Origin of the sequence: Streptomyces sp. NPDC058195 (assembly GCF_042883525.1) — a bacterium.
Classification (GTDB): Bacteria; Actinomycetota; Actinomycetes; order Streptomycetales; family Streptomycetaceae; genus Streptomyces.
Map to the genome: position 1 here is coordinate 99,690 of NZ_JBHVVM010000011.1, position 25,105 is coordinate 124,794.

Annotated in this window: 17 protein-coding genes and 1 pseudogene; 11 read left to right on the plus strand and 7 right to left on the minus strand. The window is 71.5% G+C overall.

The features are described 5' to 3' along the window. The first annotated feature begins 79 nt into the window (after positions 1–79). The 3 genes from ACFVWY_RS16240 (at position 80) to mmpA (ending at position 2,986) form a co-directional block, all read left to right on the plus strand. Positions 80–2,308, plus strand: coding sequence for an MMPL family transporter (locus ACFVWY_RS16240; protein ID WP_389872192.1), 2,229 nt, complete (start codon positions 80–82; stop codon positions 2,306–2,308). Between the two features lie 68 nt (positions 2,309–2,376). Continuing rightward, positions 2,377–2,787, plus strand: a complete 411-nt coding sequence (locus tag ACFVWY_RS16245; RefSeq protein ID WP_389872195.1) for a hypothetical protein — start codon at positions 2,377–2,379, stop codon at positions 2,785–2,787. A 55-nt stretch (positions 2,788–2,842) separates the two neighbouring features. Next, entirely contained in the window at positions 2,843–2,986 is a 144-nt protein-coding gene (gene mmpA / locus ACFVWY_RS16250) for a morphogenic membrane protein MmpA (RefSeq protein WP_389872198.1), read from the plus strand. A gap of 263 nt (positions 2,987–3,249) precedes the next feature. Here mmpA and ACFVWY_RS16255 read toward each other — a convergent pair. Continuing rightward, positions 3,250–3,966: pseudogene (locus ACFVWY_RS16255) on the minus strand (peptidoglycan-binding protein); the annotation flags it as partial. 221 nt (positions 3,967–4,187) lie between these two features. After that, positions 4,188–5,378: a saccharopine dehydrogenase family protein gene (locus ACFVWY_RS16260; protein ID WP_389872201.1), complete on the minus strand. Its 1,191-nt coding sequence runs from the start codon at positions 5,376–5,378 to the stop codon at positions 4,188–4,190. 217 nt (positions 5,379–5,595) lie between these two features. Between ACFVWY_RS16260 and ACFVWY_RS16265 the strand changes: the two genes are divergently transcribed. From ACFVWY_RS16265 to ACFVWY_RS16280, 4 genes are read left to right on the plus strand one after another with little or no spacing between them, the layout of a single operon-like run. Next, on the plus strand, positions 5,596–6,726 hold the full coding sequence (locus ACFVWY_RS16265) for a CaiB/BaiF CoA transferase family protein (RefSeq protein ID WP_389872204.1): 1,131 nt from the start codon (positions 5,596–5,598) through the stop codon (positions 6,724–6,726). A gap of 51 nt (positions 6,727–6,777) precedes the next feature. Continuing rightward, positions 6,778–7,920 (plus strand): acyl-CoA dehydrogenase family protein, encoded by a 1,143-nt coding sequence (locus ACFVWY_RS16270; protein WP_389872206.1) that lies wholly within the window; start codon positions 6,778–6,780, stop codon positions 7,918–7,920. Positions 7,921–7,953: 33 nt separating this feature from the next. Beyond that, on the plus strand, positions 7,954–9,168 hold the full coding sequence (locus ACFVWY_RS16275) for an acetyl-CoA C-acetyltransferase (protein WP_389872209.1): 1,215 nt from the start codon (positions 7,954–7,956) through the stop codon (positions 9,166–9,168). 30 nt (positions 9,169–9,198) lie between these two features. Continuing rightward, a complete protein-coding gene (locus ACFVWY_RS16280) occupies positions 9,199–11,370 on the plus strand; it encodes a 3-hydroxyacyl-CoA dehydrogenase NAD-binding domain-containing protein (protein WP_389872211.1) in 2,172 nt (723 codons plus the stop codon). A gap of 33 nt (positions 11,371–11,403) precedes the next feature. Here ACFVWY_RS16280 and ACFVWY_RS16285 read toward each other — a convergent pair whose 3' ends face one another. Continuing rightward, positions 11,404–12,135, minus strand: coding sequence for a MerR family transcriptional regulator (locus tag ACFVWY_RS16285; protein WP_389872214.1), 732 nt, complete (start codon positions 12,133–12,135; stop codon positions 11,404–11,406). Between the two features lie 132 nt (positions 12,136–12,267). Here ACFVWY_RS16285 and ACFVWY_RS16290 point away from each other — a divergent pair, with 132 nt between their 5' ends. The 3 genes from ACFVWY_RS16290 to ACFVWY_RS16300 all read left to right on the plus strand — a co-directional run bounded on the left by ACFVWY_RS16290 (position 12,268) and on the right by ACFVWY_RS16300 (position 16,803). Further along, positions 12,268–12,744, plus strand: coding sequence for a macro domain-containing protein (locus ACFVWY_RS16290; protein WP_389872216.1), 477 nt, complete (start codon positions 12,268–12,270; stop codon positions 12,742–12,744). 226 nt (positions 12,745–12,970) lie between these two features. After that, positions 12,971–13,987: a helix-turn-helix transcriptional regulator gene (locus ACFVWY_RS16295; protein WP_389872219.1), complete on the plus strand. Its 1,017-nt coding sequence runs from the start codon at positions 12,971–12,973 to the stop codon at positions 13,985–13,987. 125 nt (positions 13,988–14,112) lie between these two features. Continuing rightward, complete coding sequence (locus ACFVWY_RS16300) at positions 14,113–16,803, plus strand: M4 family metallopeptidase (protein ID WP_389872221.1); 2,691 nt, start codon at positions 14,113–14,115, stop codon at positions 16,801–16,803. 113 nt (positions 16,804–16,916) lie between these two features. Here ACFVWY_RS16300 and ACFVWY_RS16305 read toward each other — a convergent pair whose 3' ends face one another. Beyond that, entirely contained in the window at positions 16,917–17,966 is a 1,050-nt protein-coding gene (locus ACFVWY_RS16305; protein ID WP_389872224.1) for a LacI family DNA-binding transcriptional regulator, read from the minus strand. 114 nt (positions 17,967–18,080) lie between these two features. After that, the gene (locus ACFVWY_RS16310) at positions 18,081–19,574 is read right to left on the minus strand and encodes a M1 family metallopeptidase (protein WP_389872226.1); all 1,494 of its coding nucleotides are present in this window, start codon (positions 19,572–19,574) and stop codon (positions 18,081–18,083) included. A gap of 213 nt (positions 19,575–19,787) precedes the next feature. On the opposite strand from ACFVWY_RS16310, the gene ACFVWY_RS16315 reads away from it, so the two are divergent. Then, positions 19,788–21,782, plus strand: a complete 1,995-nt coding sequence (locus ACFVWY_RS16315; RefSeq protein WP_389872228.1) for a Xaa-Pro dipeptidyl-peptidase — start codon at positions 19,788–19,790, stop codon at positions 21,780–21,782. 498 nt (positions 21,783–22,280) lie between these two features. Here the strand turns inward: ACFVWY_RS16315 and ACFVWY_RS16320 are convergent, their stop codons facing one another. After that, positions 22,281–24,143: a DUF11 domain-containing protein gene (locus tag ACFVWY_RS16320; protein ID WP_389872230.1), complete on the minus strand. Its 1,863-nt coding sequence runs from the start codon at positions 24,141–24,143 to the stop codon at positions 22,281–22,283. Further along, positions 24,140–25,099, minus strand: coding sequence for a DUF11 domain-containing protein (locus tag ACFVWY_RS16325; RefSeq protein WP_389872233.1), 960 nt, complete (start codon positions 25,097–25,099; stop codon positions 24,140–24,142). The genes ACFVWY_RS16320 and ACFVWY_RS16325 overlap by 4 nt, the downstream gene beginning before the upstream one ends. Positions 25,100–25,105 lie beyond the last annotated feature (6 nt).

A 25,105-nucleotide genomic window follows, 5' to 3' on the forward strand; every position in this document is an offset into this window, starting at 1 on the left:
GCCCCGCAAGCGCGTTTTTGCCGGGCTCAGGGCTTCGCACGCCCAAAATCCCCCCTTCGACTCGGAGTTCTGCACCCTCATGGCTACCTTCCTGCACAGGATCGGCCGGTTCGCCTTCCGGCGGCGCTGGCTGGTCGTCCTTCTGTGGGCCCTCGTTCTAGGCGCTGTGGGCGCCGGCGCGGCCAACAGTTCAGGGCCTGCCAGCTCAGGCATCACGCTGCCCGGCACAGAGGCCCAGCGAGCCTTCGACCTGCTGGGGGAGAAGTTCCCGTCCGCCAACGCCGACGGTGCCACCGCCCGCGTCGTCATGCGGGCCCCCGACGGAGAGAAGATCAGCAACGCAGAGCACAAGGCCGCGCTCGAAGCGACCTTGACCGAGGTCAAGGAGTCCTCCTCACGCGCCGGCCAGGTCACTGATCCCTTCGCAACGCAGGCGGTCAGCACCGACGGCACCACCGCCTACGCGCAGGTCACTTACACCGCCAAGGACACGGACCTGACCGACAGAGATCACACCGGTCTTGAGAGGGCCCTGGAGGCGGGCCGTGACCAGGGGCTGACGGTGGAGGCCTCCGGCAACGCGCTGGCGCCCCCTGCGGAGAGCCACGCGGCCGAGGTCATCGGCTTCGCCCTGGCCGCCGTCATTCTGGTCATCACCTTCGGCTCCCTGATCGCCGCCGGCCTTCCCCTGCTCACCGCTCTGGTCGGAGTCGGCGTGAGCATGGCTGCCATCACCGTGCTCAGCGGCCCGCTCGACCTCAACAGCAACACCTCAGCCCTCGCCACGATGCTGGGTATCGCCGTCGGGATCGACTATGCCCTGTTCATCGTCTCCCGCTACCGTTCGGAGCGCGCCGAGGGGTACGACGCGAGGGAGGCCGCTGCCCGCGCGAACGGCACGGCCGGATCCGCCGTCGTCTTCGCCGGGCTGACCGTGGTAATCGCGCTTGCCGGTTTGGCTGTGGTGAAGCTGCCCATCCTCACCGCGATGGGCCTGGCCGCCGCCGGTGCCGTCGTCGTCGCGGTCCTCGTCGCCACCACCCTGGTTCCCGCGCTCCTGGGATTCGCCGGCGAACGCGTCCGCGGCAAGGCACGCAATCAGACCGCCCCCGAGGCTGATGCGGCCAAGCCGGACAGGACGGGACTGGGGCAGCGGTGGATCTCGTACGTCCTGCGCAAGCCGGCGAAGGTCCTGCTCCTGGCGGTGGTGGCCCTGGGTGTGATCGCCCTGCCCGCTGCACAACTCGAACTCGGACTGCCGGACGACGGCTCCAAGGCCACCTCGTCCACTCAGCGCAAGGCCTACGACATGCTGTCGCAGTCGTTCGGGCCCGGCTTCAACGGCCCCCTCACCGTGACCGTCGACGACCAGGACCCCGCCGTCGCCCGCAGCGGCGCCGCGGACATGGGCAAGTCCCTGGCAGACCTGCCGGCCGTGGCCGCGGTGACACCGGCCGCGTTCAACCCGGCCGCCGATACTGCCATCATCACGGTCATCCCCAAGAGCGCACCGGGCAGCGACGCGACCAAGGACCTTGTCGACGACATCCGTTCCCTGGCCAGTGGCATCGAGTCGGACACCGGAGCCCGCTCCCTGGTGACCGGTACGACGGCGCTCAACATCGACATCTCCGACAAGTTCAGCGCGGCGATCGCGCCCTACCTGGCCCTCGTCGTCGGTCTGGCGGTCCTCGTGCTGATTCTGGTCTTCCGCTCGATTCTCGTCCCTGTCAAGGCCGCCCTCGGCTTCCTGCTGTCGGTGCTGGCCTCCCTCGGCGCGCTCGTCGCGGTCTTCCAGTGGGGATGGCTCAAGGATCTGGTCGGCTTGGAACAGACCGGCCCCATCATGAGTCTGATGCCCATCCTCATGGTCGGAATCGTCTTCGGCCTGGCCATGGACTACCAGGTGTTCTTGGTGACCCGTATGCGCGAGGCCCACATCCACGGCGCTGATGCCCGCTCGGCGATCGAGTCGGGGTTCAAGCACAGCGCCACCGTCGTCACCGCCGCAGCCCTCATCATGATCTCCGTGTTCGCCGGCTTCGTCGGCTCCCAGGACAGCATGATCAAGGCACTGGGCTTCGGGCTCGCGGTCGCCGTCGCCTTCGACGCCTTCATTGTCCGCATGACGATCGTGCCCGCCGTTCTCGCCCTCCTCGGCAAGCGAGCATGGTCACTGCCCGGTTGGATCGACCGCATCCTGCCCAGCATTGACATCGAAGGCGAGAAGCTCACCCGGCACACACCGCCCCCCGCCCTCGCGGAACGCGAGCCCAGTTTCGCCGGCTCTTCGGACGAGCACCGCTGACACCCCCCGCCTCTCAGGCCCGCGGCCGCCACGGCGCCGCGGGCCTGTCAACTGCCCGAAGGACGGCGATGCACCGGGTAATCGTCGCGGGCGGCGCCACTCTCGTACGCGACGGCTACGCGCACATCATCGACGGATCCCCCACCTTCCTCGCCACCACACCGAGCGACCTCCTCCTGATCGAAGCCCACGAGCTCGCCGGTGTCCCACCGGTCGCGACCCAGCAGTCACTGCGGCAGGCTGCCGCCCGGACCCGAGTCGTCCTCCTCGGAAACCCCCCGACGGACCTCGCCCTCCTTGTCGGCGCAGGAGTGACGGGCGTCCTCGGCCTGCACCTCGAACTCGACCACTTCTTCACCGCCCTCGACCTCGTCAGCCGCGGCGGAATGGTCATCTCACCCGCCCCCACCCACGCGACTTCGGCACCCTCAGTCCTCCGGCACTCGCATCGCTCTCCAGCCGAGAGCGCCAGGTCCTGAAGCTGAGTGCGCGTACGGATTCCGATTGTCGATCATGAACGGCAAGCTTGTACCCATGAACGAACATCGAACATCCACGCGGCCCGGCACCGTCTACCTCGCTCAGCGGCGACTCGCGGTGGGAATGACCCTCGGCATGGTGGCGGGCGCGGTCTGGGCGGTCTCGATCATCTGCACCCTGGTGTCCTGGGCGCTCTGACGCCGTGCGGCGCGACTGCCCGTGCGGGCCGGGCCCCTGGGCGTTGAGCAGTGCACGCCAGGTGTCCTCGCCCCTGGCGCCTGTCGCGGCCAGACTCCGGGATTCCCGGAACTCCCTGAGCGAACGCATCGTCGAGGGGGCGTACGCCCCGGTGCTGTCGGCCGGCACCCCGGGTGCGGCAGGTACCGCATCGCCGCGATGGCGTCCGGCTTCGTGGTGCGCGAGTCGACCGTGACGATCAGCAGCGGCCAGCTGTCCTTGCCGACCTTGCCGTCCGGTGTCAGGGCATGTGCGGTCTGGAACCGCTCGACCGCCGCCGCCGTGGCAGGGCCGCCATCGGCGCCGACCGTCACGTCGTACCCGTTGGCACGCGGCAGCAGTCGCACCGTACGCGCCCTCCAGAGCACGTTGCCCTCCCGGACCAGCGGCCCGTCCATGCCCGGGACGGCTGGTCCGGGGTGCTCGCCGTGACCTTGGCGTCCGTCCGGTCCGCGCGCGGCGCCATCCCCTACATGAGCCCGCCGGCCACGAGCACCAGGGACGACGCGACGGCCAGCGCCGGGAACACGATGGGGGAGCGGTCCCACCACCGTGAGGCACCGGGCCCCCCCGTCCGGCTCGTCCGCCGGGTCCGTCCCGGCGGAGCGGCGCCTGCGGGCCGGGGAGGCCGCGGCCGCGGCGTCCGCCAGGCCCAGGGCCCGGTCCAGCTCCCCGGCCGGGGCCCTCAGCTCTATGTGCAGCCGCTCGACGATCCTGCGCGGGGCGTTGGAGGGGTGAGCGGGATTCAGATAGCGCGACAGGGTGGTCTGGTCCACCCCCAGGCGCTTGGCGAGGGACTGCTGCGTCGCCTTCTCCCGGCCGTCGCGCGCCGACGACTCCCACCAGCCCCGCAGTAATCCGGCGAGTGCCCGTCCCGGCTGCTCCCCGCGACCTGCCACCGTGCTGTCCGTCATCGTTCTTTCCTGACTCTCAGCGTGCATAGCCGCAGGTCAAAGCTGTGCAGGGGGAACATGGCCCCGGTACGGCGACCTGCGGGACGCAGAGCGTAGTGAAAGCCCGGGACCGTCCCGCGCGGCCGTGGAACCCCCGAAACGGCGCCACGGCCCCGCCCACCCGGGAAACCGGGAGAGCGGAGCGGGCGCCAGACATCACCCGAACGAGTGTGTGCGGCCCGCGGGGTGCCGGTTCGGCGCCCGTCGGTTCAGCGTGCGGACGCGAGCCGGAAGCGCAGACCGGCCGCGCGCAGCCGCTCCAGCAGCGCGTCCCCCATCGCGGTGGCCGTGGTCAGCTGCCCCGACAGCGGCGGGAGCTCGTCCAGGGCGAGGCAGAGCGCCGACTCGGCGAGCATCTTCGCCGTCTCGCCGTAGCCCGGATCACCGCCCGAGACCTCGGTGAAGACCCGCCGTCCGCCGCCCTCGCCGACGAACCGCACCCGGAACCAGCTACGGCCGCGGCGCTCCGCGTCCGGGCCCCGGCCCGGCTCGTACCGGTCCATCAGCCAGGACCGGGCCGCCGGGATCTGCGCGGTGCCCAGCAGAGCCCCGGCCGCCGCCGCGCCCCCGAGCGCCACCGGCAGATGCCGCACCGAGGCGAAGTGGCGGTAGCGGAAGTCGGGACCGTACCGGGCCAGGGCCCGTGCCGAGCGTTCGACGACCCGGGGGTCCAGGGTCGGCAGCGGCAGCGCCCAGGCACCGGTCTCCGCGCTGAAGTGCGGGGCACCGGCCAGGGCCCGAGCCCGGCGGGCGACCAGGCGCGGCTCGTGCAGTCGGCGTTCGCGGGCCGCGCGCAGCATCCGGGTGCCCCGGCCCATCGCGGCGAGCGCCGAGGCGAACGTGCCGCCGGAGAAGACGGCGTTGCTGCTCACGAAGCCGTCCACGGTCAGCGGCACGTCCGGCGGCAGCTGCCGGACGGTGAAGTACACCCCGAGGTCGTGCGGTACGGAGTCGAAGCCGCAGGCGTGCACGATTCTGGCCCCGGTCTCGCGGGCCCGCGCGTCGTGCTCCAGATACGTCCGGTCCACGAACTCCGCCTCGCCGGTGAGGTCCGCGTAGTCCGTTCCCGCCTCGGCGCACGCCGCGACCAGCTTCTCCCCGTACCAGACGTAGGGGCCCACCGTGGTGGCCACCACCCGGGCGGACTCGGCGAGCGCGCGCAGCGAGCGCCCGTCGTCGGCGTCGGCGTGCAGCAGCGGGAGGCCGGCGCAGCGCGGGGCGAACGCGGTGAGCCGGTCGCGCAGGCGCTCCAGCCTGGCCCGGTCGCGCCCGGCCACGGCCCAGCGCAGACCGGCGGGCGCGTGGGTGGCCAGATACTCGGCGGTGAGGGCGCCCACGAAGCCGGTGGCACCGAAAAGGACCACGTCGTAGGGGCGTTGTGCCCCGTTCCGTCCGTTCATGACTGCCTCCGCGGGGGGCCGGGTGCCGATGTGGCAGGCAGAGGCTAGCGGAGCGGGTCGTGGCGGTGTGCGGCAGGGCGGCCGGGGTGCGGAAGGATCCGGAACGCGCCCCTCGCGACGCCCTAAGCGCTTGCTCGGCCCCAGGGGTTGTGCGGAGCGCGGCGCATTCTTAGCATCATCGATGTTACATCAGTTGTGTCATACCGCTGGGGGCTTGATGACGACGACAGGACACGAGCCGCGGGGCCCGCTCGCCGGGGTGCGGGTGGTCGAGCTGGCGGGCATCGGACCCGGCCCGTTCGCCGCGATGCTCCTGGCCGACCTCGGCGCCGATGTCGTCCGGGTCGACCGTCCCGGCGGCCCGGGGCTGGGCATCGACCCCACGTACGATCTCACCAACCGCAACAAGCGCTCCGTGGTCGTCGACCTCAAGTCCGAGGGCGGGGCCGCCACGGTGCTCGATCTGGCCGGGCGCGCCGACATCCTGATCGAGGGCTACCGGCCGGGCGTCGCCGAGCGCCTCGGAGTCGGCCCCGACGCCGCCCTGGCCCGTAATCCGCGGCTGGTCTACGGCCGGATGACCGGCTGGGGCCAGGACGGACCGCTCGCCGGGCGAGCCGGGCACGACATCGCGTACATCGCGCTCACCGGCACCCTCTCCATGATCGGCAGGTCCGGCGAGCCGCCCACCGTCCCGGCCAACCTCGTCGGCGACTACGCGGGCGGCTCGCTCTACCTCGTCGTCGGCGTCCTCGCCGCCCTCCAGCACGCCCGCACCCCCGGCGGCCGGGGCCAGGTGGTGGACGCGGCGATCGTCGACGGTTCCGCCCACCTCGCCATGATGATCCACGGCATGCTGGCGGCGGGCGGCTGGCAGGACCGGCGCGGCTCCAACCTCCTGGACGGCGGCTGCCCGTTCTACGGCACGTACGAGACCGCCGACGGGCAGTACATGGCGGTCGGGCCGCTGGAGCAGCGGTTCTACGACGAGTTCAGCAGGCTTCTCGGACTCGGCGACGACGCGCCCGACCGGGGCGACACCGCCCGGTGGGAGGAGCTGCGCACGGTGGTCGCCGAGCGGTTCTCCACCCGCACGCGCGCCGAGTGGACCGAGGTGTTCGAGGGCTCGGACGCCTGTGTCGCCCCCGTCCTCTCGCTCCGTGAGGCGCCCGGCCACCCGCACCTCGCCGCCCGCTCCACCTTCGTCGAGCACGACGGACTGACCCAGCCCGCCCCCGCGCCACGTTTTTCCGCCACCCCCGTCTCCGTACACCGCGGGCCCGCGCGGCCCGGCGCGGACACCGAGGCCGTCGCCGCCGACTGGGACGTACCCGGCCTCGCCCGCTGACCGCGCCGCCGACCCCGCCCACCACCGAGACACGACCCCAGGAGGACCGCTGTGCAGCGGCAGATCTTCACCGAGGAGCACGACGCGTTCCGCGAGACCGTGCGCACCTTCCTCACCAAGGAAGTGCTCCCGCACTACGAGCAGTGGGAGAAGGACGGCATCGTCTCGCGCGAGGCGTGGCTCGCGGCTGGCCGGCAGGGACTGCTGGGCTTCGCCGTACCCGAGGAGTACGGCGGCGGCGGGAACACCGACTTCCGCTACAGCGCCGTCCTCGCCGAGGAATTCACCCGGGCCGGTGCGCCCGGCCTCGCGCTCGGGCTGCACAACGACATCATCGGCCCCTACCTCACCGGTCTGGCCACCGAGGAGCAGAAGCGGCGCTGGCTCCCCGGCTTCTGCAGCGGCGAGACGATCACCGCGATCGCGATGACCGAACCCGGCGCGGGCTCCGACCTCCAGGGCATCCGCACCACCGCGGAGGACAAGGGCGACCACTGGCTGCTCAACGGCTCCAAGACCTTCATCTCCAACGGCATCCTCGCCGACCTGGTCGTCGTCGTGGCGAAGACCACTCCCGAGGGCGGGGCGAAGGGTCTCTCGCTGATCGTCGTCGAGCGCGGCGCGGAGGGCTTCGAGCGGGGCCGCAACCTCGACAAGATCGGCCAGAAGTCCCAGGACACCGCCGAACTGTTCTTCCACGACGTACGCGTCCCCAAGGAGAACCTGCTCGGTGAGCGCGACGGCGCCTTCATCCATCTGATGACCAACCTCGCCCAGGAGCGGATGGGTATCGCGGTGGCCGGGATCGCCGCCGCCGAACACCTGCTGGAGATCACCACGAAGTACGTCAAGGAGCGCGAGGCCTTCGGCCGTCCGCTCTCCAGGCTCCAGCACATCCGCTTCGAGATCGCCGAGATGGCCACCGAATGCGCCGTCACCCGTACGTTCCTCGACCGCTGCATCGTCGACCACTCCGAGGGAACCCTCGACGCCGTGCACGCCTCGATGGCCAAGTGGTGGGCCACCGAACTGCAAAAGCGCGTCGCCGACCGCTGCCTCCAACTGCACGGGGGGTACGGCTACATGGCGGAGTTCCCGGTCGCCAAGGCGTTCACCGACGGCCGTATCCAGACCATCTACGGCGGGACGACCGAGATCATGAAGGAGATCATCGGCCGTTCCCTGCTCGCCTGAACCCTCGCACAACCACCCCGAAAGGCTGCTGTCTTGAGTACCGAAGCGTTCGTCTACGACGCGATCCGCACCCCGCGCGGCCGTGGCAAGGCCAATGGGGCCCTGCACGGCACCAAGCCGATCGACCTCGTCGTCGGCCTCATCCACGAGATCCGTGACCGCTTCCCCGGCCTCGACCCGGCGGCCATCGACGACATCGTCCTCGGTGTGGTCAGCCCGCTCGGCGACCAGGGCTCCGACATCGCCAGGATCGCGGCCGTCGCCGCCGGGCTCCCCGACAGCGTGGCAGGCGTTCAGGAGAACCGCTTCTGCGCCTCTGGGCTGGAGGCCGTCAACCTGGCCGCGGCCAAGGTCCGCTCCGGCTGGGAGGACCTGGTCCTCGCGGGTGGCGTCGAGTCGATGTCCCGGGTGCCCATGGGCTCCGACGGCGGAGCCTGGGCGATGGACCCGATGACCAGCTTCGAGGTCGGCTTCGCCCCGCAGGGCGTCGGCGCCGACCTCATCGCCACCATCGAGGGCTTCTCCCGCCGTGATGTCGACGAATTCGCGGCGCTCTCCCAGGAACGTGCCGCCGAGGCGTGGAAGGAGGGCCGCTTCGCCCGCTCCGTCGTCCCCGTCAAGGACCGCAACGGGCTCGTCGTCCTCGACCACGACGAGCACATGCGCCCCGGCACCACCGCCGACTCGCTCGCCCGGCTCAAGCCCTCCTTCGCCACGGTCGGCGAGATGGGCGGCTTCGACGCGGTGGCGCTGCAGAAGTACCACTGGGTCGAGAAGATCGACCACGTCCACCACGCGGGCAACTCCTCCGGCATCGTCGACGGCGCCGCACTCGTCGCGATCGGCAACAAGGAGACCGGCGAGCGCTACGGACTCACCCCGCGCGCCCGGATCGTCTCCGCCGCCGTCTCCGGCTCCGAGCCGACCATCATGCTGACCGGCCCCGCCCCCGCCACGCGCAAGGCCCTCGCCAAGGCCGGCCTGACCATCGACGACATCGACCTCGTCGAGATCAACGAGGCCTTCGCCGGTGTCGTGCTCCGCTTCGCCCGGGACATGGGGCTCTCCCTCGACAAGATCAACGTCAATGGCGGCGCCATCGCGCTGGGCCACCCGCTCGGCGCCACCGGCGCCATGATCCTCGGCACCCTCATCGACGAACTGGAGCGCCGCGACCAGCGGTACGGCCTCGCCACCCTCTGCGTCGGCGGAGGCATGGGCATCGCCACCGTCATCGAGCGCGTCTGACCGTCCCCCCGCCTACGGAGAAGAAGAACCATGACCGAGAGCACGACCATCCGCTGGGAACAGGACGAGACAGGCGTCGTCACCCTCGTACTCGACGACCCGGGCCAGTCCGCCAACACGATGAACCAGGCGTTCAGGGAGTCCATCGCCGCCGTCGCCGACCGCGCCGAGGCCGAGAAGGACTCCATCCGGGGCATCATCTACACCTCCGCCAAGAAGACCTTCTTCGCGGGCGGCGACCTCAAGGACATGATCAAGGTCGGTCCCGGCAACGCCCAGCAGGTCTTCGACACCGGTCTCGCCATCAAGAACGCGCTGCGCCGCATCGAGACCCTCGGCAAGCCCGTCGTCGCGGCCATCAACGGCGCGGCGCTCGGAGGCGGTTACGAGATCGCCCTCGCCGCGCACCACCGTGTCGCCCTCGACGCCCCCGGTTCCCGGATCGGCCTGCCCGAGGTCACCCTCGGCCTGCTGCCCGCCGGTGGCGGCGTGACCCGCACCGTACGCCTCATGGGCATCACCGACGCCCTGCTGAAGGTTCTCCTCCAGGGAACCCAGTACACCCCGCGCCGGGCCCTGGACAACGGCCTGGTCCACGAGATCGCCTCCACCCGCGAGGAGATGCTCGACAAGGCCCGTGCCTTCATCGACGCCCACCCCGAGTCCCAGCAGCCCTGGGACGTCAAGGGCTACCGGATCCCCGGCGGCACCCCGTCCAGCCCGAAGTTCGCGGCCAACCTCCCGGCCTTCCCGTCGAACCTGAAGAAGCAGCTCGGCGGCGCTCCCATGCCCGCGCCCCGCAACATCCTGGCCGCCGCGGTCGAGGGCTCCCAGGTCGACTTCGAGACCGCGCAGACCATCGAGGCCCGGTACTTCACCGACCTGGTCACCGGCCAGGTCGCGAAGAACATGATCCAGGCGTTCTTCTTCGACCTCCAGGCCGTCAACTCCGGCGCCAGCCGCCCCAAGGGCATCGAGGAGCGCCCGGTCACCAGGGTCGCCGTGCTCGGCGCCGGAATGATGGGCGCGGGCATCGCCTACTCCTGCGCCCGCGCCGGGATCGACGTCGTGCTCAAGGACGTCACCGCCGAGGCCGCGGCCAAGGGCAAGGCGTACAGCGAGAAGCTGCTCGACAAGGCGCTCTCCCGGGGCCGCACCACCGAGGCCAAGCGCGCGGAACTGCTCGCCCGGATCACCCCGACCGCCGACCCGGCCGACCTGGCGGGCTGCGACGCCGTGATCGAGGCCGTCTTCGAGGACACCGCGCTCAAGCACAAGGTGTTCCAGGAGATCCAGCACGTCGTCGCCCCGGACGCGCTGCTCTGCTCCAACACCTCCACGCTGCCCATCACCGTGCTCGCCGAGGGCGTCGAGCGCCCGGCCGACTTCATCGGGCTGCACTTCTTCTCGCCCGTGGACAAGATGCCGCTGGTCGAGATCATCAAGGGCGAGCGGACCGGTGACGAGGCCCTGGCCCGCGCCTTCGACCTGGTCCGCCGGATCAGGAAGACCCCGATCGTCGTCAACGACTCGCGCGGCTTCTTCACCTCACGGGTGATCGGCCAGTTCATCAACGAGGGTGTCGCGATGGTCGGCGAGGGTGTCGAGCCCGCCTCCGTCGAACAGGCCGCCGCCCAGTGCGGCTACCCGGCCAAGGTGCTCTCCCTGATGGACGAGCTGACCCTCACCCTGCCCCGCAAGATCCGCAACGAGACCAGGCGGGCGGTCGAGGAAGCCGGAGGCACCTGGCCCGGACACCCCGCCGACGAGGTCATCGACCGGATGGTCGACGAGTTCGGCCGCCCGGGGCGCAGCGGCGGCGCGGGCTTCTACGAGTACGACGAGAACGGCAGCCGCACCCGCCTCTGGCCCGGCCTGCGCGAGCACTTCACCCAGCCGGACGCCGGCATCCCGTTCCTCGACATGAAGGAGCGGATGCTCTTCTCCGAGGCACTGGACAGCGTCCGCTGCCTGGAGGAGAACGTGCTGATCACCGTCGCCGACGCCAACATCGGCTCCATCATGGGCATCGGCTTCCCGCCGTGGACCGGTGGCGTGCTCCAGTACATCAACGGGTACGAGGGCGGCCTGCCCGGCTTCGTGGCCCGCGCCCGGGAGCTCGCCGAGCGGTACGGCGACCGCTTCCTGCCGCCCGCGCTGCTCGTGGAGAAGGCCGGGAAGGGCGAGACCTTCCACGACTGACGCCGACCGGCGCCGGCCGCCCGCGGGCCGCGTTCACTCCGTCGTGAACGCGGCCCGCAGCTCCTGCTTCAACGACCGCTGGAACGCGGTCACCAGCGCCTGGAGCACCATCGGCTGCATATCGGCTGAGAGCGACTTCATCGCCGCCACGTGCTCGGGGTCCGACTCCCGCTCCCGGTAGGGGCCCCACACCTCGTCCCGGAACAGCCGGGTCAGCTCCTGCGCCGCGGACCGCGAGTGCTCCAGCAGCACCGTGCGGGCGGCCAGGATCGTCTCGTGCGCGATCGGCACGCCCAGCAGCTCGACCCCGAGCCGCAGCAGCCCCGGATCCACCCGGTAGCTCCCGTCGACCGGCTCCGCGCGCTCCAGCACCCCCATCGCCGCCAGCCGGGCGATGTCCTGCCCGGACAGCGACCGGCCCGCCCGCCGCTCCAGCTCTTCCCTGGTCGCGTCCTCCGCGGAGTCCGGCGCCCAGGAGGCCACCAGGGCCCGGTGGATCGCCAGGTCGTGGGCGCTGAGGTCGGGCGGCAGCTGCTCCAGATAGCGCTCGATCGCGGCCAGCGTCATGCCCTGGTGCTGAAGCTCCTCGATGAGCGCCAGCCGGGAGAGGTGGCCGGGGCCGTAACGACCCACCCGGCGCGGGCCGATGACCGGGGGCGGCAGCAGTCCGCGGGTGCTGTAGAAACGCACCGTACGCACGGTCACCCCGGCGCGTGCCGCCAGCTCGTCGACGGTGAGCGTGGGCTCGTCGGCCCCGGTCGCCATATCTGCTCCTCGTGTCCGGCCCGTGGGAGACGGGCCGCCGTGCGCGGCGTCCACCCGCTGCAACAGTATTGCTGTCTCACCAATGATGTGAAAGTGCCCGGCTGTCAGAGGCACCGCGTAAGGTCTGCCGACATGTCCGAGATCACGTACATCCAGGGGGACGCGACCGCGCCCCAGGCCAAGGGCGTCAAACTGATCGCCCATGTCTGCAACGACCTCGGCGGCTGGGGCAAGGGGTTCGTCCTTGCGCTCTCCCGCCGCTGGCCCGAGCCCGAGGCGGCCTACCGTCGCTGGCACCGCGAGCGCGCGCACAATGACTTCGGTCTCGGCGCGGCACAGTTCGTGCAGGTGAAGCCGGACATCTGGGTGGCGAACATGGTGGGCCAGCGGGGGATACGCAGAGGCAGCAACGGCGTCCCGGTGCGCTACGAGGCGATCGGCACGGCGCTCGGCGCGGTCGCCGAGCGGGCCGGGGAGCTGGGGGCCTCCGTCCACATGCCGCGGATCGGCTGCGGGCTCGCGGGCGGGAAATGGTCCCTGATCGAGCCCCTGATCGAGGAGCGGCTGACCGGTCAGGGCATACCGGTCACGGTCTACGACATCGGCTGAGGTCCACCGGGCGGCCCCGACCTGCAAAAACCGGCCGGATAACCTGCTTCCGGTCGACGCGGCGGCAGGAAGCGGGGTGGGTCCGGTGGCGGGTTCTGGGGCAGGAGACGAAGGGGCCGGAAGACGCGGGGAGCCCGGCAGGCCAGAGGAAACCGGGCGGTCGCAGGAGCCCGCGCGCCCCGGTGCCGCGGCGCAGGGCGGTCCGGTCGACGCGACCCTGCTGACCATGCTCGGGCTCGCCCCGGACGAGGACGCGGTCTACCGCCAGCTGGTGGACCGGCCCGACAGCGAACCCGAGGCGTTCACCGGTGCGCTGGACGGCACGGCGGTGGCCCGTGTCCTCGACGCGCTCGTCGACCGCGGCCTGGCCAGCGCCGCCCGGCCGGACGACGAGGGGCTCGTACGCTACCGGGCCGCCTCGCCGCTCCTCGCGCTCGGACCGCTCCTCGAATCCCGCCGCTCCGCGCTGCACCGCGTCGAATCGCTCGTCGGCGACCTCGCCGAGCGCCACCGCTCCGCCCAGACGCACGCCTCGGGAGCGCCGGTGGAGGTGCTGTCCGGCCCGGCGGCCATCCGGCGGCGGCTGCTGAGCATGCAGCGCCAGGCCAGGAGCGAGGTCTGCACCCTCGTACCGGCCCGGCACGTGCCCGCGGTGCTCAGCTTCGAGGACAACCACGAGGAGGTGGACGCCGAGATGACGCGCCGCGGGGTCAGCGTGCGCAGCGTGGTCGAACGCGAATGGCTGGAACAGCCGCAGACCGCCGCCCTGCTCGCCTCCTGCGTCGCCCAGGGCCAGCACATCTCCGTCACGGACAAACTGCCGATCAAGCTCGCCATCGTGGACCGCCGGATCGCGCTGCTGCCCCTGGACCCGGAGCGCGAGACGGAGCCGGTGGCGCTCGTCGTGCACCGCACCGGCCTGCTCACGGCGCTCGTCTCGCTCTTCGAGGAGCACTTCGACAAGGGCTGGCGGCTGAGCGCCTTCGGTACCCAGGAGGAGCGGGGAGCCCAGATCGCCGCCCTCGACCGGCAGATCGTGGCCCTCCTCCACGTCGGGCTGACCGACGCGGCCATCGCCCGCCAGCTCGGCATGGGCCACCGCACCGTCCAGCGGCGGCTGCACACGCTGATGGACGAGGTGGGCGCGGCGACCCGCTTCCAGCTCGGCTGGTACGCGGCGCGGGCCGGCTGGCTGCCGGACGCCGCGGACAACCCCGCCGTACCGAACGCTCCTGAGGCGTAATTACGCCACGGCACTTTCGCGCCAGCGTCACCCCTTGTTCACCCGCGCCCGCATGGCGAACGATCAGCACGTCAAGCGCCGGATGCCCGTACGGATCAGGCGCAGGTGTGCGATGGGGAGGTCCTGTGAGACGAACGAACGTGCTGCGGCTGCTGGCGACCGGGGTGGTCGCCGCCGCGACCGGCGCGTCACTGCTGGCCGCGCCGGCCTGGGCGGACGACGCCGCCGCGGAGCAGACGCCGCAACCGGTGCGCGTCGCACCGGCGATGACGCAGGGCCTGGACAAGGCCGCCCGCCAGGGCACCCCGGCCGAGGCCGCCCGTGCCCACATCAAGGCCCACCAGGACACGTACAAGGTTCCCGTCTCCGACCTGAGCACGGTGCGGACGACCAAGGACGGCCGGCAGTCCTCGGTGCGCTTCCAGCAGAAGCACAACGGCGTCCCGGTCTTCGGCGCCGAGTACGCGGTGCAGACCCGGGCGGCCGACGGCGGCCAGCAGGTCACCTCCGCGACCGGCACCCTCTACACGGACCTCACGGTCTCCACCACGCCCACGGTGAGCGAGGCCACCGCGAAGCAGCGGATGTTCAGCCTGGACCGCGGCCTGTCCGGGGTGCGGGGCGCGAAGACCGAGGCGCACGGCCTGTCCGTACTGCCCGACGCCCAGGGCGGCCGACTGGCCTGGCACTTCACCGTCACCGGCGGTAAGAGCAACGGCTCCCCGGTGCGCCAGGAGGTGTACGTCGACGCGCGGGTCGGCGGCATCGCCCTCTCGTACAACAACATCGACGCGGCCGACGCCTCGCCCGCGCAGGGCACGGGCGTCCGGGTCGACGGCACCGAGGCGGCGCTGGACGTCAACAAGGAGACGGGCGGCTCGTACACCCTGGTCGACTCCACGCGCGCCATGTACCCGGCGACCGGTGGCCAGATCCGCACCTACGACGCGCAGCGCAAGCAGTACACGCTCGTCGCGGGCGGCCCGGTCACCGACGACATCCCGCTGGCCGCCTCGGCGAGCGACCGCTTCGAGGGCGCGAACACGTCCTCCGGCGCGGTCGACGCCCACCTGAACGCCTCGAAGGTCTACGAGTACTACAAGGACCAGATCGGCCGCGACGGTGTGGACGGCAAGGGCGGCACGATCTACTCCGTCGTCAACGTCGCCTCCAACGGCAAGGACTACGCCAACGCCTTCTGGGACGGCTCCAAGATGGTCTACGGCCACATGGACGGCGTCCCGCTCTCCGTCGGCCTGGACGTCGTCGGCCACGAGATGACGCACGGTGTCACCGAGCACTCCGCCGGTCTCGTCTACCTCAACCAGTCCGGCGCGCTCAACGAGGCGATATCCGACTACTTCGGCAACGCCATGGAGACCGCCGACAAGGGCGTCGCGATGAGCGACCCGACGTCCGGCCTCATCGGTGAGTACCTCTGCAACGGCACCAAGCCGCTGGAGGAGTGCGCCCTGCGGGACCTGAACGACGGGCGCAGCGCGCAGAAGGACTACGAGCCCATCCCGCTCGACATCGACAACGGAGGGGTGCACTACAACTCCACCATCGTCGGCGGCGCGCTGTGGGACATGCGCAAGAACATCGACAGCAAGCTCGCCGACCGGATCATCTACCGGTCCGCGCAGAACTACCTCACCCCGCTGTCCGGCTTCACCGACATGCGCAACGCGGTCACCCTGGCCGCCCGGTCGCTGGACGTCTCAGCGGCCGACCTCGCCGCCATCGACAAGGCCTTCGACACCCACGGCATCGAGGCCGGCTGGGAGCAGAAGGGCGGCACGCACGACGGCACCACCATCGGCGCCGGCATCCTGCCCGCCTACGAGGTCTACAGCGGGGTCGACGAGCAGGCCGCGCAGATCAACGGCGACGTCTACGCCATCAGCCACGGCGACGCCATCGCCTGGGACCAGGGCAGCGCCGCCTTCGGCATCACCGTGGGCCGCTTCGGCAAGAAGCCGACCCACGAACTGGCCCAGAAGGACGCCTACCTCCTCGACCCGTCGATGGACGACGACCGCATCGTCTTCACCCGGATCGCCGGTGACAGCATCGGCGTCTACCAGACCGGCCCCAAGGGCCAGGGCGCGATCAAGAAGGCCGTCGACCGCCCCGACGCCGACGAGACCGAGCCGGTCACCGACAACGGCGCGCTCGCCTACATCAGCACCACCGCCGACGGCGAGCAGGACGTCATGCTCCGCAAGGCCGACGGCACCACGGTCAACGTGACCCCCGAGACGGGCTCCCACGCGAGCCACCTCGCGATGAAGAACGGGCGGATCGCCTGGGCGGGCGGTGACGGCACGTACGTGTACGTGTACGACACCGCGACGGGCACCACGCAGACCAAGCGCATCACCGGCTTCCTCTTCGACTACGTCTCGGACATCCAGCTCACCTCGGACCGGGTCTTCTGGCGTGAGACGGGCGGCTTCCTGATCCCGGGCACCAAGTTCGTGTCGGCCCCGCTCGGCGACGTGTCCAAGGCCGCGGCGCTGCGCTACCCGACGAGCATCTACCTCGCCCAGTTCTCCGTCACCGACGAGTACTTCGCGTACTCCACGTACGACCTCTGGGGCGCGCTCGGTTCCTGGAGCGGGCCGGGCAAGGCGAAGGTCGCCAGGACCGCCGACGTGCTCGCCGGGCTCAACACCTACACCCGGGTCTCCTGCTCCTCCGGAGCCCAGCTGGCCCCGTCGCTCGGTGACGGCCAGCGCATCGCCTGGCTGGACACCACCGCGGCCGCCACCGACGTGGTGACCCGCGAGACGTTCGCCGGGACCTGCGAGTAGCGGTCCGCACCACCACACCGAAGGCAGGGGCGTCCACCCGGTGATCCGGGGGCGCCCCTGCCTCCGTCAGGGGAGGGAGCGGGCGCGGGGACCGCTACGGAGAGGGGCTGCGCTCAGGCGGAGGCCCGGCGTACCAGTTCGGTCGGGGTGACCACGGCCCGGGGTTCCTCGGAGCCGCTGCCGCCGGACAGCCGCTCCATCAGCATCCGCACCATCAGACGGCCCATTCCCTCGACATCCTGACGGACCGTCGTCAGTGGAGGATCGGTCGCCCCGGCGATCGACACCATGTCGTCGAAGCCCACCAGCGCCACCTCGTCCGGCACTCCGAGCCCCCGCTCGCGCAGCACCCGCAGCGCCCCGGAGGCCATCAGGTCGTTGGCGGCGAAGACCGCGTCCGGGCCGGGACGGCGGTCGAGGAGCTCCGCCATCGCCCGCGCGCCTCCCTCCGCGGTGAAGTCGCCGTCCACGACCAGGGCCGGATCCGCGTCGGGCAGCACGTCGCGGTAGCCGTCGATCCGGTCGAGCGCCGAGGTCTGGTCGCGCGGCCCGGCGATGTGCGCGATCCGGTGGCGGCCCAGGGAAACCAGATGGCGTACGGCCGCCGCGGCGCCGCCGCGGTTGTCGCAGTCGACGTAGGACACGGCCGGTCCGGGGGCCCCGCCGGGGCGGCCCGGCCGTCCGCCGTACACCGCGGGCACCCGGAACCGGCGGATGAGCTCGGGGAGTTTGCCGTCGGTGTGCAGCGAGAAGGCCAGCACGCCGTCCACATGGCCACCGGCCAGATAGCGGGCGACCCGGTCGGCATCACCGCGCCCCTCCACCAGGAGCAGGACCAATTGCACGTCGTTCAGGGTGAGTTCACGGCTTATACCGCGGATCTGCTGGGAGAAGAACGGGTCGGAGAAGAGCCGGGACTCCGGCTCGTCGACGATCACGGCGACCGCTCCGTTGCGCCGGGTGACCAGGGTCCGGGCGGCGTGGTTCGGAACGTACCCCAGCTCCTCGACCGCCTTGCGCACCTGCTCCACGAGCGGCTTGCGTACCCCGGCCCCGCCGTTGACCACCCTGGAGGCGGTCGCCCGCGAGACGCCCGCGCGGGCGGCCACCGCTTCCAGGGTGGGGCGGGCCGCGGAGGCGGAATCGCGGGACGGACCGGGCAAGGGGCGCTCCTCGGACACACGGCATCGGACCGGCCCTACCGCGCCGGCGCCGTCAGCCTAACCGTCCGCCGCCGCCCTTCCGGAGGGGGAGGGGCGGCGGCGCGGGTGCGCCGGTCAGTGGCGGTCGTGCACGGAGTTCGTCGCCGCGATCTTCTTCCAGGAGGCGGGCCGCACGGGCTTCGCGTCGCCGCGCAGGACCCGCGCGCCGTCCGCCGCGGGCGCCTCGGGCCGTACCGGCTGGAACAGCCAGGTGTCCAGCAGCGAGGCCAGCGGCCGGCCCGAGACCCGCTCCGCGTACCCGAGGAAGTCGCTCACGCTCGCGTTGCCGTAGGCGTGCTCGGCGGGCCAGCCCTTGAGCAGCGCGAAGAAGGTCTCGTCGCCCAGCTCGTCGCGGAGCGCCTGGAGCGCCAGTGCTCCCCGCTCGTAGACCGCCGCGTCGAACTGGTTGTCCGGGCCCGGATCGCCGGGCTTCACCTGCCAGAACGGGTCGTCGGCCGGGTGCTGGGCGTAGGTGTAGTCCGCCAGCTCCCGCGCGGTCCCCTCGCCCTCCTTCTCCGACCACAGCCACTGGCTGTAGCGGGAGAAGCCCTCGTTGATCCAGATGTCCTTCCAGCCCTTGACCGAGACGCTGTCGCCGTACCACTGATGCGCCAGCTCATGGACGACCACCGAGACGTTCGAGCCGCTGGCGAACTGCTTCGGGCTGTAGAACGGCCTGGTCTGGGTCTCCAGGGCGAAACCGCTGGTCACATTGGGCACGTAGCCGCCGAGCGCCTCGAAGGGGTACGGCCCGAAGACCTCCGTCAGCCACTCCGCGACCTCGGTGCTCCGCTCAAGGCTGGCGCGCGCGGCACCAGCGTTGGCGCCGAGGTCCTTGCTGTACGCGTTGAGCACCGGCAGCCCGTCGGACGTGGTGTCGGTGGTGATGTCGAACTTCCCGACCGCCAGCGTCGTCAGATACGTGGCCTGCGGCTTGCCGGAGCGCCAGTTGAAGCGGGTCCAGCCGAGCTTCGAGCTCTGGGACTGGAGCGTGCCGTTGCTGATCGCCTGGAGCCCGTCCGGCACCGACACCGAGATGTCGTACGTCGCCTTGTCCAGCGGGTGGTCGTTGCTCGGGTACCACCAGGCGGCGGATTCCGGCTCCTGCGCGGCCACCGCGCCGTCCGGGGTGCGGACCCAGGACGTCCAGCCGTTGATCTTCGCCTCGGAGGGCTTCCCGGCGTACCGCACGACCACCGAGACGGCCCTGCCCTTCGCCAGCGGGGCGGCCGGGGTGATCTCCAGCTCCTGCTCGCCGGTCTTCGTGTGACCGGCCTTCTTGCCGTTCACGCGCACCTCGGAGACGTCCAGTGCGAAGTCCAGATTGAAACGGGAGAGCTCCTGGGTGGTCGTGGCGAGGATCGTCGCCGTGCCCTCCAGCAGATCGGTCGACGGCTGGTACTTCAGCCGCAGGTCGTAGTGGGAGACGTCGTAGCCGCCGTTGCCGCTGGACGGGTAATAGGGGTCGCCGATGCCCGGGACGCCCGCGGTGCCCCCGGCGGCCGAGGCCGGGACCGCCAGCAGGAGGGAGATCGCGAGCGCGCTCGGGGCGATGAGTCTGCGGTGCACGGAATGCTCCAAGTGGTCGGGGCGGAAGATCTCTTGAACCGTCACGCAGACCCTATTCAGCGACCACCGCCCCAGTCGTGTCCATGGCCACAGCTGTCACACGATCGCCATTCGGCCGCCGGGGCGACAGGGTTGTTTCAGGCCATGATCATGTCACTCTCGCCTCTGACTGCCCTCTGTCGCGGGGGAGTTGGCCGGGGGTACCTTCCGCCCATGCCGACACGTGCGCACGGACTCCGTTCGAGGTACAGATCTCTGGTGGTGGCGGCCGTCGCCGCCCTGATGGCCGTCCTGCTCTCCCCGGCGGGCGCGCAGGGCGCGGGCTCCGGCGGGGCCCGGACGCCGCTGAGCGAACCCGTCTACTCGTACTCCGGCGCGGTCCGCGAATCGGTCTGGGTCGACACCGGCCTCGACGGCGACGGAGACGGCCGCGACGACCGCGTCGCCGCCGACATCATCCGGCCGCGCGAACCCGCACGCCAGGGCCGGAAGATCCCTGTGATCATGGACGCCAGTCCGTACTACTCCTGCTGCGGGCGCGGTAACGAGAGCCAGCTCAAGACCTACGACAGCGACGGCCGGCCGGTCGGATTCCCGCTCCACTACGACAACTACTTCGTCCCGCGCGGCTACGCCTTCGTCGCCGTCGATCTGGCCGGAACCAATCGCTCGGACGGCTGTGTCGACGTCGGCGGCCGCTCCGACGTGCAGTCCGCCAAGGCCGTGATCGACTGGCTGAACGGCCGCGCCCGCGCCTACACCACCCGCACCGGCGGCACACGCGCCACGGCGGGCTGGTCGAACGGCCGCACCGGAATGATCGGCAAGAGCTGGGACGGCACCATCGCCAACGGCGTCGCCGCGACCGGTGTCCGGGGGCTGCGCACCATCGTGCCGATCAGCGCCATCTCTTCCTGGTACGACTACTACTTCGCCCAGGGCGCGCCCCTCTACGACGGCGGCCCCGACTGGCTCTCCGGCTACGTGGACAGCCCCGAGGCGCTCGGACGCTGTGCCGCCGTGCAGCAGCGGCTCGCCGACGGGGCACCCCGCACCGGCGACTGGACACCGCTGTGGACCGGGCGCGACTACGTGAAGGACGCCCGCAAGGTGCGCGCCAGCGTCTTCGCCGTCCACGGCATGCAGGACCTCAACGTCCGTACCAAGCACCTCGGCCAGTGGTGGGACGCGCTCGCGGAGCAGGGCGTGGAACGCAAGATCTGGCTGTCCCAGACCGGACACGTCGACCCGTTCGACTTCCGGCGCGCTGAGTGGGCCGACACCCTGCACCGCTGGTTCGACCACTACCTCCTCGGCTACGACAACGGCATCGACCGCGAACCGATGGCCGACATCGAACGCCACCCCGGCCAGTGGTCCACCGACCGGGTCTGGCCGCCCCGCACCACGCGCACCACCGCCCTGCACCCCGGCTCCGGAACCGCTCCCGGCGTCGGCGCTCTGAGCCTGCGGCCCGCCCGCCCCGGCGCCGCCGAGACGTTCACCGACGATCCGGCGCAGAGCGAGACGGAGTGGGCCGCCGACCTGGACCGGACCACCACCGCCAAGGCCGGGTTCCGAACCGGGCGGCTCACCGCCGACCTGCGGCTCTCCGGTTCCTCGACGGTCACCGTCACCGCCACCCCGACCACCTCGACCGCCCACCTCTCCGCGGTCCTGGTGGACCTCGGCCCCGACACCATCCGCGACTACGGAGCCTCCGGCGAGGGCATCACCACCCTCACCGACCGCAGCTGCTGGGGCGCGAGCACCCCCGGCGACAGCGCCTGCTACCGCGACACCGCGGCCCGCACCGCCGCCGTCGACCGGACCGTGATCAGCCGGGGGTGGGCCGACCTCGGCACCTACGCCTCGCCCGGCAAGGGCCGCCCGCTCACCCCGGGCCGCCCTGTCACCCTCACCCTCGACCTGGCCGCCACCGACCACGTCGTCCCGGCCGGACACCGCCTCGCCCTGATCGTCGCGGGCACCGACCGCGACCTCATCGACCCGCCCGGCTCCACCCCCACCCTCACCCTCGACCTGTCCCGCACCACCGCGCGGCTGCCCCTCGTCGGCGGCACCGGCGCCTTCGTACGCGCCACCGCGGGCTCCACCGCAGCGGACGCCGTCTCCATGGCGCCGGGGGCCCGGGGAGTGACCCCGCCGCACCCGGCCCCGCGCGTCCCGGGTGACGGCCGCCCCTGACGCTCCAGGCGGGCAGGGGGCCAGGAGGTGACCCCCGGCCCGCCGCCGGACCGCTGTCGCCCGGCAGACGGCGGTCCGGCGCCAGGCCCTTGGACTCAGGTCACTAGGGCCTCTCGTTTGGATCATGCCGGGCTCGCGGGGGCCGGCACGCACATCTGCCGCGTTGTCGTCAGTCACCAACGCTCCGCGTCGGCTCCTTCCTCCGCCTTGCAGCTGCACGCACCAGCCCCCGCTCCCTGATCCAGCCTGATCCAAACGAAAGACCCTAGTCGTGGTCGCAGTTGCGGCGCTCTCCTGTTGAGGACGGCCTGGCACACGGTGCAGTACGTGTCGGCGTGGTCGCCCGTCGGCATTCGCGTACGTCGGCTTGCGTGCCCCGGCAGTTCCTCTCGCGTCTTCCGCCAGCAGAAGGCCCGGACCGCATCACGGTCCGGGCCTTCGTCGTTCTCTGGTCTCAGTCGGTGTTCACCGTCGGCCGTCCGGCTGCGCGGGAGCGGGTCAGTGGCCTGGGTGTTTGCTGTGGGCGGCGGGCTGCTGCCGGGGGCACTGGCCATGGGAGTGAGGGGGGTGCCCGGCGCGGCATGGTTTGTGCCCCTTGGGCGGGTGACCTGTCTGGCCGGAGCAGGGGCCGTCGGCGGCGCGGCAGACGCGGACGGAGAAGTCGGCGTCGTCGTTGGTGCGGATGCCGTCGCCCGGTTCGTCGACGTGGTCGTGGCCGGTGAGGACGAGGCCCGCACGGGCGTGCGGCGAGACCCGGACGGAGAACTCGTGGATCACGTCGCGACCGGCGTGGGGGTCCAGCCCGGGCGGGATGCCGCAGACCATCTTGGTCGGGCTGCTCCGTCGGCAGCCCGGTGGGATCTTGTCGACGAACGTCAGTCCGGCGGGAAGCGAGAGGGTGTGTGTGCCCCGGCCACTGCTCGCCGACGGGCCGTTGTTGCGCACGCGGGTCTTCAGCCGAACCGTCTTGCCCGGGGTGACGGACTTTTTGGCGAACCAGGCGTGCACCGCCATGTCCCGCCGGGGCTTGGCGGGACGGCCGTGGTACGGAAGCGGTGCGGTACTGGTGTTGTTGGCGGTGTCCGGATCGACGTCCTGGCTGGTGACGGACGCGGTGTTCACCGCGTCCGATCCGTTGCCCCGGTAGGCGGCGTCAAGCCGCATGACGAGGGTGTAGGAGAGCGTGTCCCCGGCTTTCAGAAGGTCCTTGGCGGGGCAGGTCACGGTGCGGGTGGTGCCGTCGTACCGGCAGCCGGCCGGCCGTGACGACAGGTAGGTCAACGGCGCGGGCACGCGGTCGGTGACGACGACCTGATGGGCGTCGTCACCGGGGCCCTTGTTGATGACGGTGATCGTGTACGGGATCGTCTCGCCCGGAGCGACCTGCGGCCCCGTGGCAGTCTTCTCCACCATGAGGTCCGCGAGTCCCCGGGTCGGCGGCCGCCCCGGCAGACCGGCCTCGGCGGTGTTGTCGGAGGTGTCGGGGTCGGCGGTGTCCGAGGTGACCTTCGCGACGTTGCGGATGCTGGAGCCGTCGCCTCGGTAGTCGGCGCTCACCCGTACCTTGATGGTGTAGGTGCGGGACGCGCCGACGGCGAGGGTGGCGAGTTCGGGGCAGGTCACGTTCTGCCCGGTGGAGGTGCAGCCGTCCGCGGAGGACACGAAGGCCAGCGCTGCGGGCAGGGTGTCGGTCACCACGACCCCGGCAGCCTGGGACGGTCCGCTGTTGGAGACGGTGAGTACGTAGTCGAAGGTCGATCCCGGCGAAACCGGCGTGCCGCTCGCCGCCCTCTTCGTGATCGCCAGGTCCGCCGTCGGGACGACCGGACCGGGCGGGACGACCAGCGGACTGCTGTTGTTGCCGCTGTCGTCGTCGTTCGTGTCCGACCTGATGACGGCGACGTTGCCCAGATCGGAGCCGTCGCCCAGATAGGCGGGGTCCAGGCGGGTGGTGAACGTCCATGTCCGGGTGCTGCCCACGGCGAGCAGGGCCTCGGGCCCGCACGTCACCGTCTGCCCGTCGGCGGTGCAGCCGTCGTCCGACCCCAGGAACGTGATACTCCGGGGCAGTTCGTCGACCGCGGTCACATTCCGCGCCACGGAGGGCCCGTTGTTCCTCGCGGTCAGTGTGTAGACGAGCAGGTCACCGGGGTGGACCTCACGGGGGGCCGAACCTGGCGCCACAGCACGGAGTTCGACCGCCCCGCTGAGACCGGCCCGCGGCCCGGGAGCGGGCGCAGGGGCCGTCGGACGATGTACGGCGTCCGGAACGGCCCCGCTCGCACCCGTGACGGAGGCGCACGACAGCACAGCTGCCGCGACAAGGATCCGGACAGCGAACCGCCATGCGCCTGCGGTCATTTCACCGTCTCCTCGGCCTGGACCCGCGGCGCACCGGGAAGACGACGCCCGCTGGGCCGTGTGCTCGGCGAGCCGGTCCGCTGTCCGGCTGCCGCTGCCGCGGGCTGCGTGCTCTCGACCTCCTTGGAGATCTCCAGGTCCGCGTTACCGGAGTTCACCGCTCCTCCGGGCAGCCCGGCCGCTGGCGTCGGGCCGGTGCTGTTGGCCGGGTTCGGGTCGCTGGTGTCGGACGAGACGGTCGCCTGGTTGGCGATGTCCGAACCGTTGCCGGTGTACGCCGGGTCGAGGCGGACCGTGAACGTCCAGGCCTTGCTGCCGCCGGGGGCGAGAGCCGGCTCGGGTCCGCAGCTGACGACCTGCCCGCTGGCGGTGCACCCGTCGGACGAGGAAACGAAGGACAGCTGGCTGGGCAGGGTGTCGGTCACCTTGACGTTGACGGCCTGCGACGGGCCGGCGTTGGCGGCGGTCACGGTGTACTGGAACGTCTCGCCGGGGCCGATCGTGCTGCCGAGGGGCACCTTGCCGACGGACAGATCGGCCAGCGGGGTGAACGGGCCCGGGGGCAGCACGGGAGGGTTGGTGTTGTTGGCGGGGTTGCTGTCGTTGGTGTCCGACTTCGCCGCGGCGATGTTGCCGAGGTCGGAGCCGTCGCCGATGTACGCCGGGTCGAGCTTGGCGAGAACCTTCCAGGTCTTGGACTGCCCGACGGCCAGCGTCGGCTCTGGCCCGCAGCTGACGTCCTGCCCGACCGCGGTGCAGCCGTCGGGCGACGACACGAAGGTCACATGGGCGGGCAGGGTGTCGGTGGCGGTCACGTTGTGTGCCACCGCGGGGCCGTTGTTCTTCACGCTGAGCGTGTAGGTGAAGGTCTCGCCCGGCGTCACCGCCTGGGCTGCGGGGAGCGTGGCGGGCACGCTCCCCAGGGCCAGTGCTGTGCAGGCGACGAATGCGCTCACCTGTAC

Coding starts and splice junctions, on each gene's coding strand:
- ACFVWY_RS16285 (WP_389872214.1), bottom strand. CDS start 12,135: ATGGCGACCGGGGCCGACGAGCCCACGCTCACCGTCGACGAGCTGGCG.
- ACFVWY_RS16245 (WP_389872195.1), top strand. CDS start 2,377: ATGCACCGGGTAATCGTCGCGGGCGGCGCCACTCTCGTACGCGACGGC.
- ACFVWY_RS16320 (WP_389872230.1), bottom strand. CDS start 24,143: ATGACCGCAGGCGCATGGCGGTTCGCTGTCCGGATCCTTGTCGCGGCA.
- ACFVWY_RS16315 (WP_389872228.1), top strand. CDS start 19,788: ATGCCGACACGTGCGCACGGACTCCGTTCGAGGTACAGATCTCTGGTG.
- ACFVWY_RS16265 (WP_389872204.1), top strand. CDS start 5,596: ATGACGACGACAGGACACGAGCCGCGGGGCCCGCTCGCCGGGGTGCGG.
- ACFVWY_RS16295 (WP_389872219.1), top strand. CDS start 12,971: ATGCTCGGGCTCGCCCCGGACGAGGACGCGGTCTACCGCCAGCTGGTG.
- ACFVWY_RS16280 (WP_389872211.1), top strand. CDS start 9,199: ATGACCGAGAGCACGACCATCCGCTGGGAACAGGACGAGACAGGCGTC.
- ACFVWY_RS16240 (WP_389872192.1), top strand. CDS start 80: ATGGCTACCTTCCTGCACAGGATCGGCCGGTTCGCCTTCCGGCGGCGC.
- ACFVWY_RS16290 (WP_389872216.1), top strand. CDS start 12,268: ATGTCCGAGATCACGTACATCCAGGGGGACGCGACCGCGCCCCAGGCC.
- mmpA (WP_389872198.1), top strand. CDS start 2,843: ATGAACGAACATCGAACATCCACGCGGCCCGGCACCGTCTACCTCGCT.
- ACFVWY_RS16260 (WP_389872201.1), bottom strand. CDS start 5,378: ATGAACGGACGGAACGGGGCACAACGCCCCTACGACGTGGTCCTTTTC.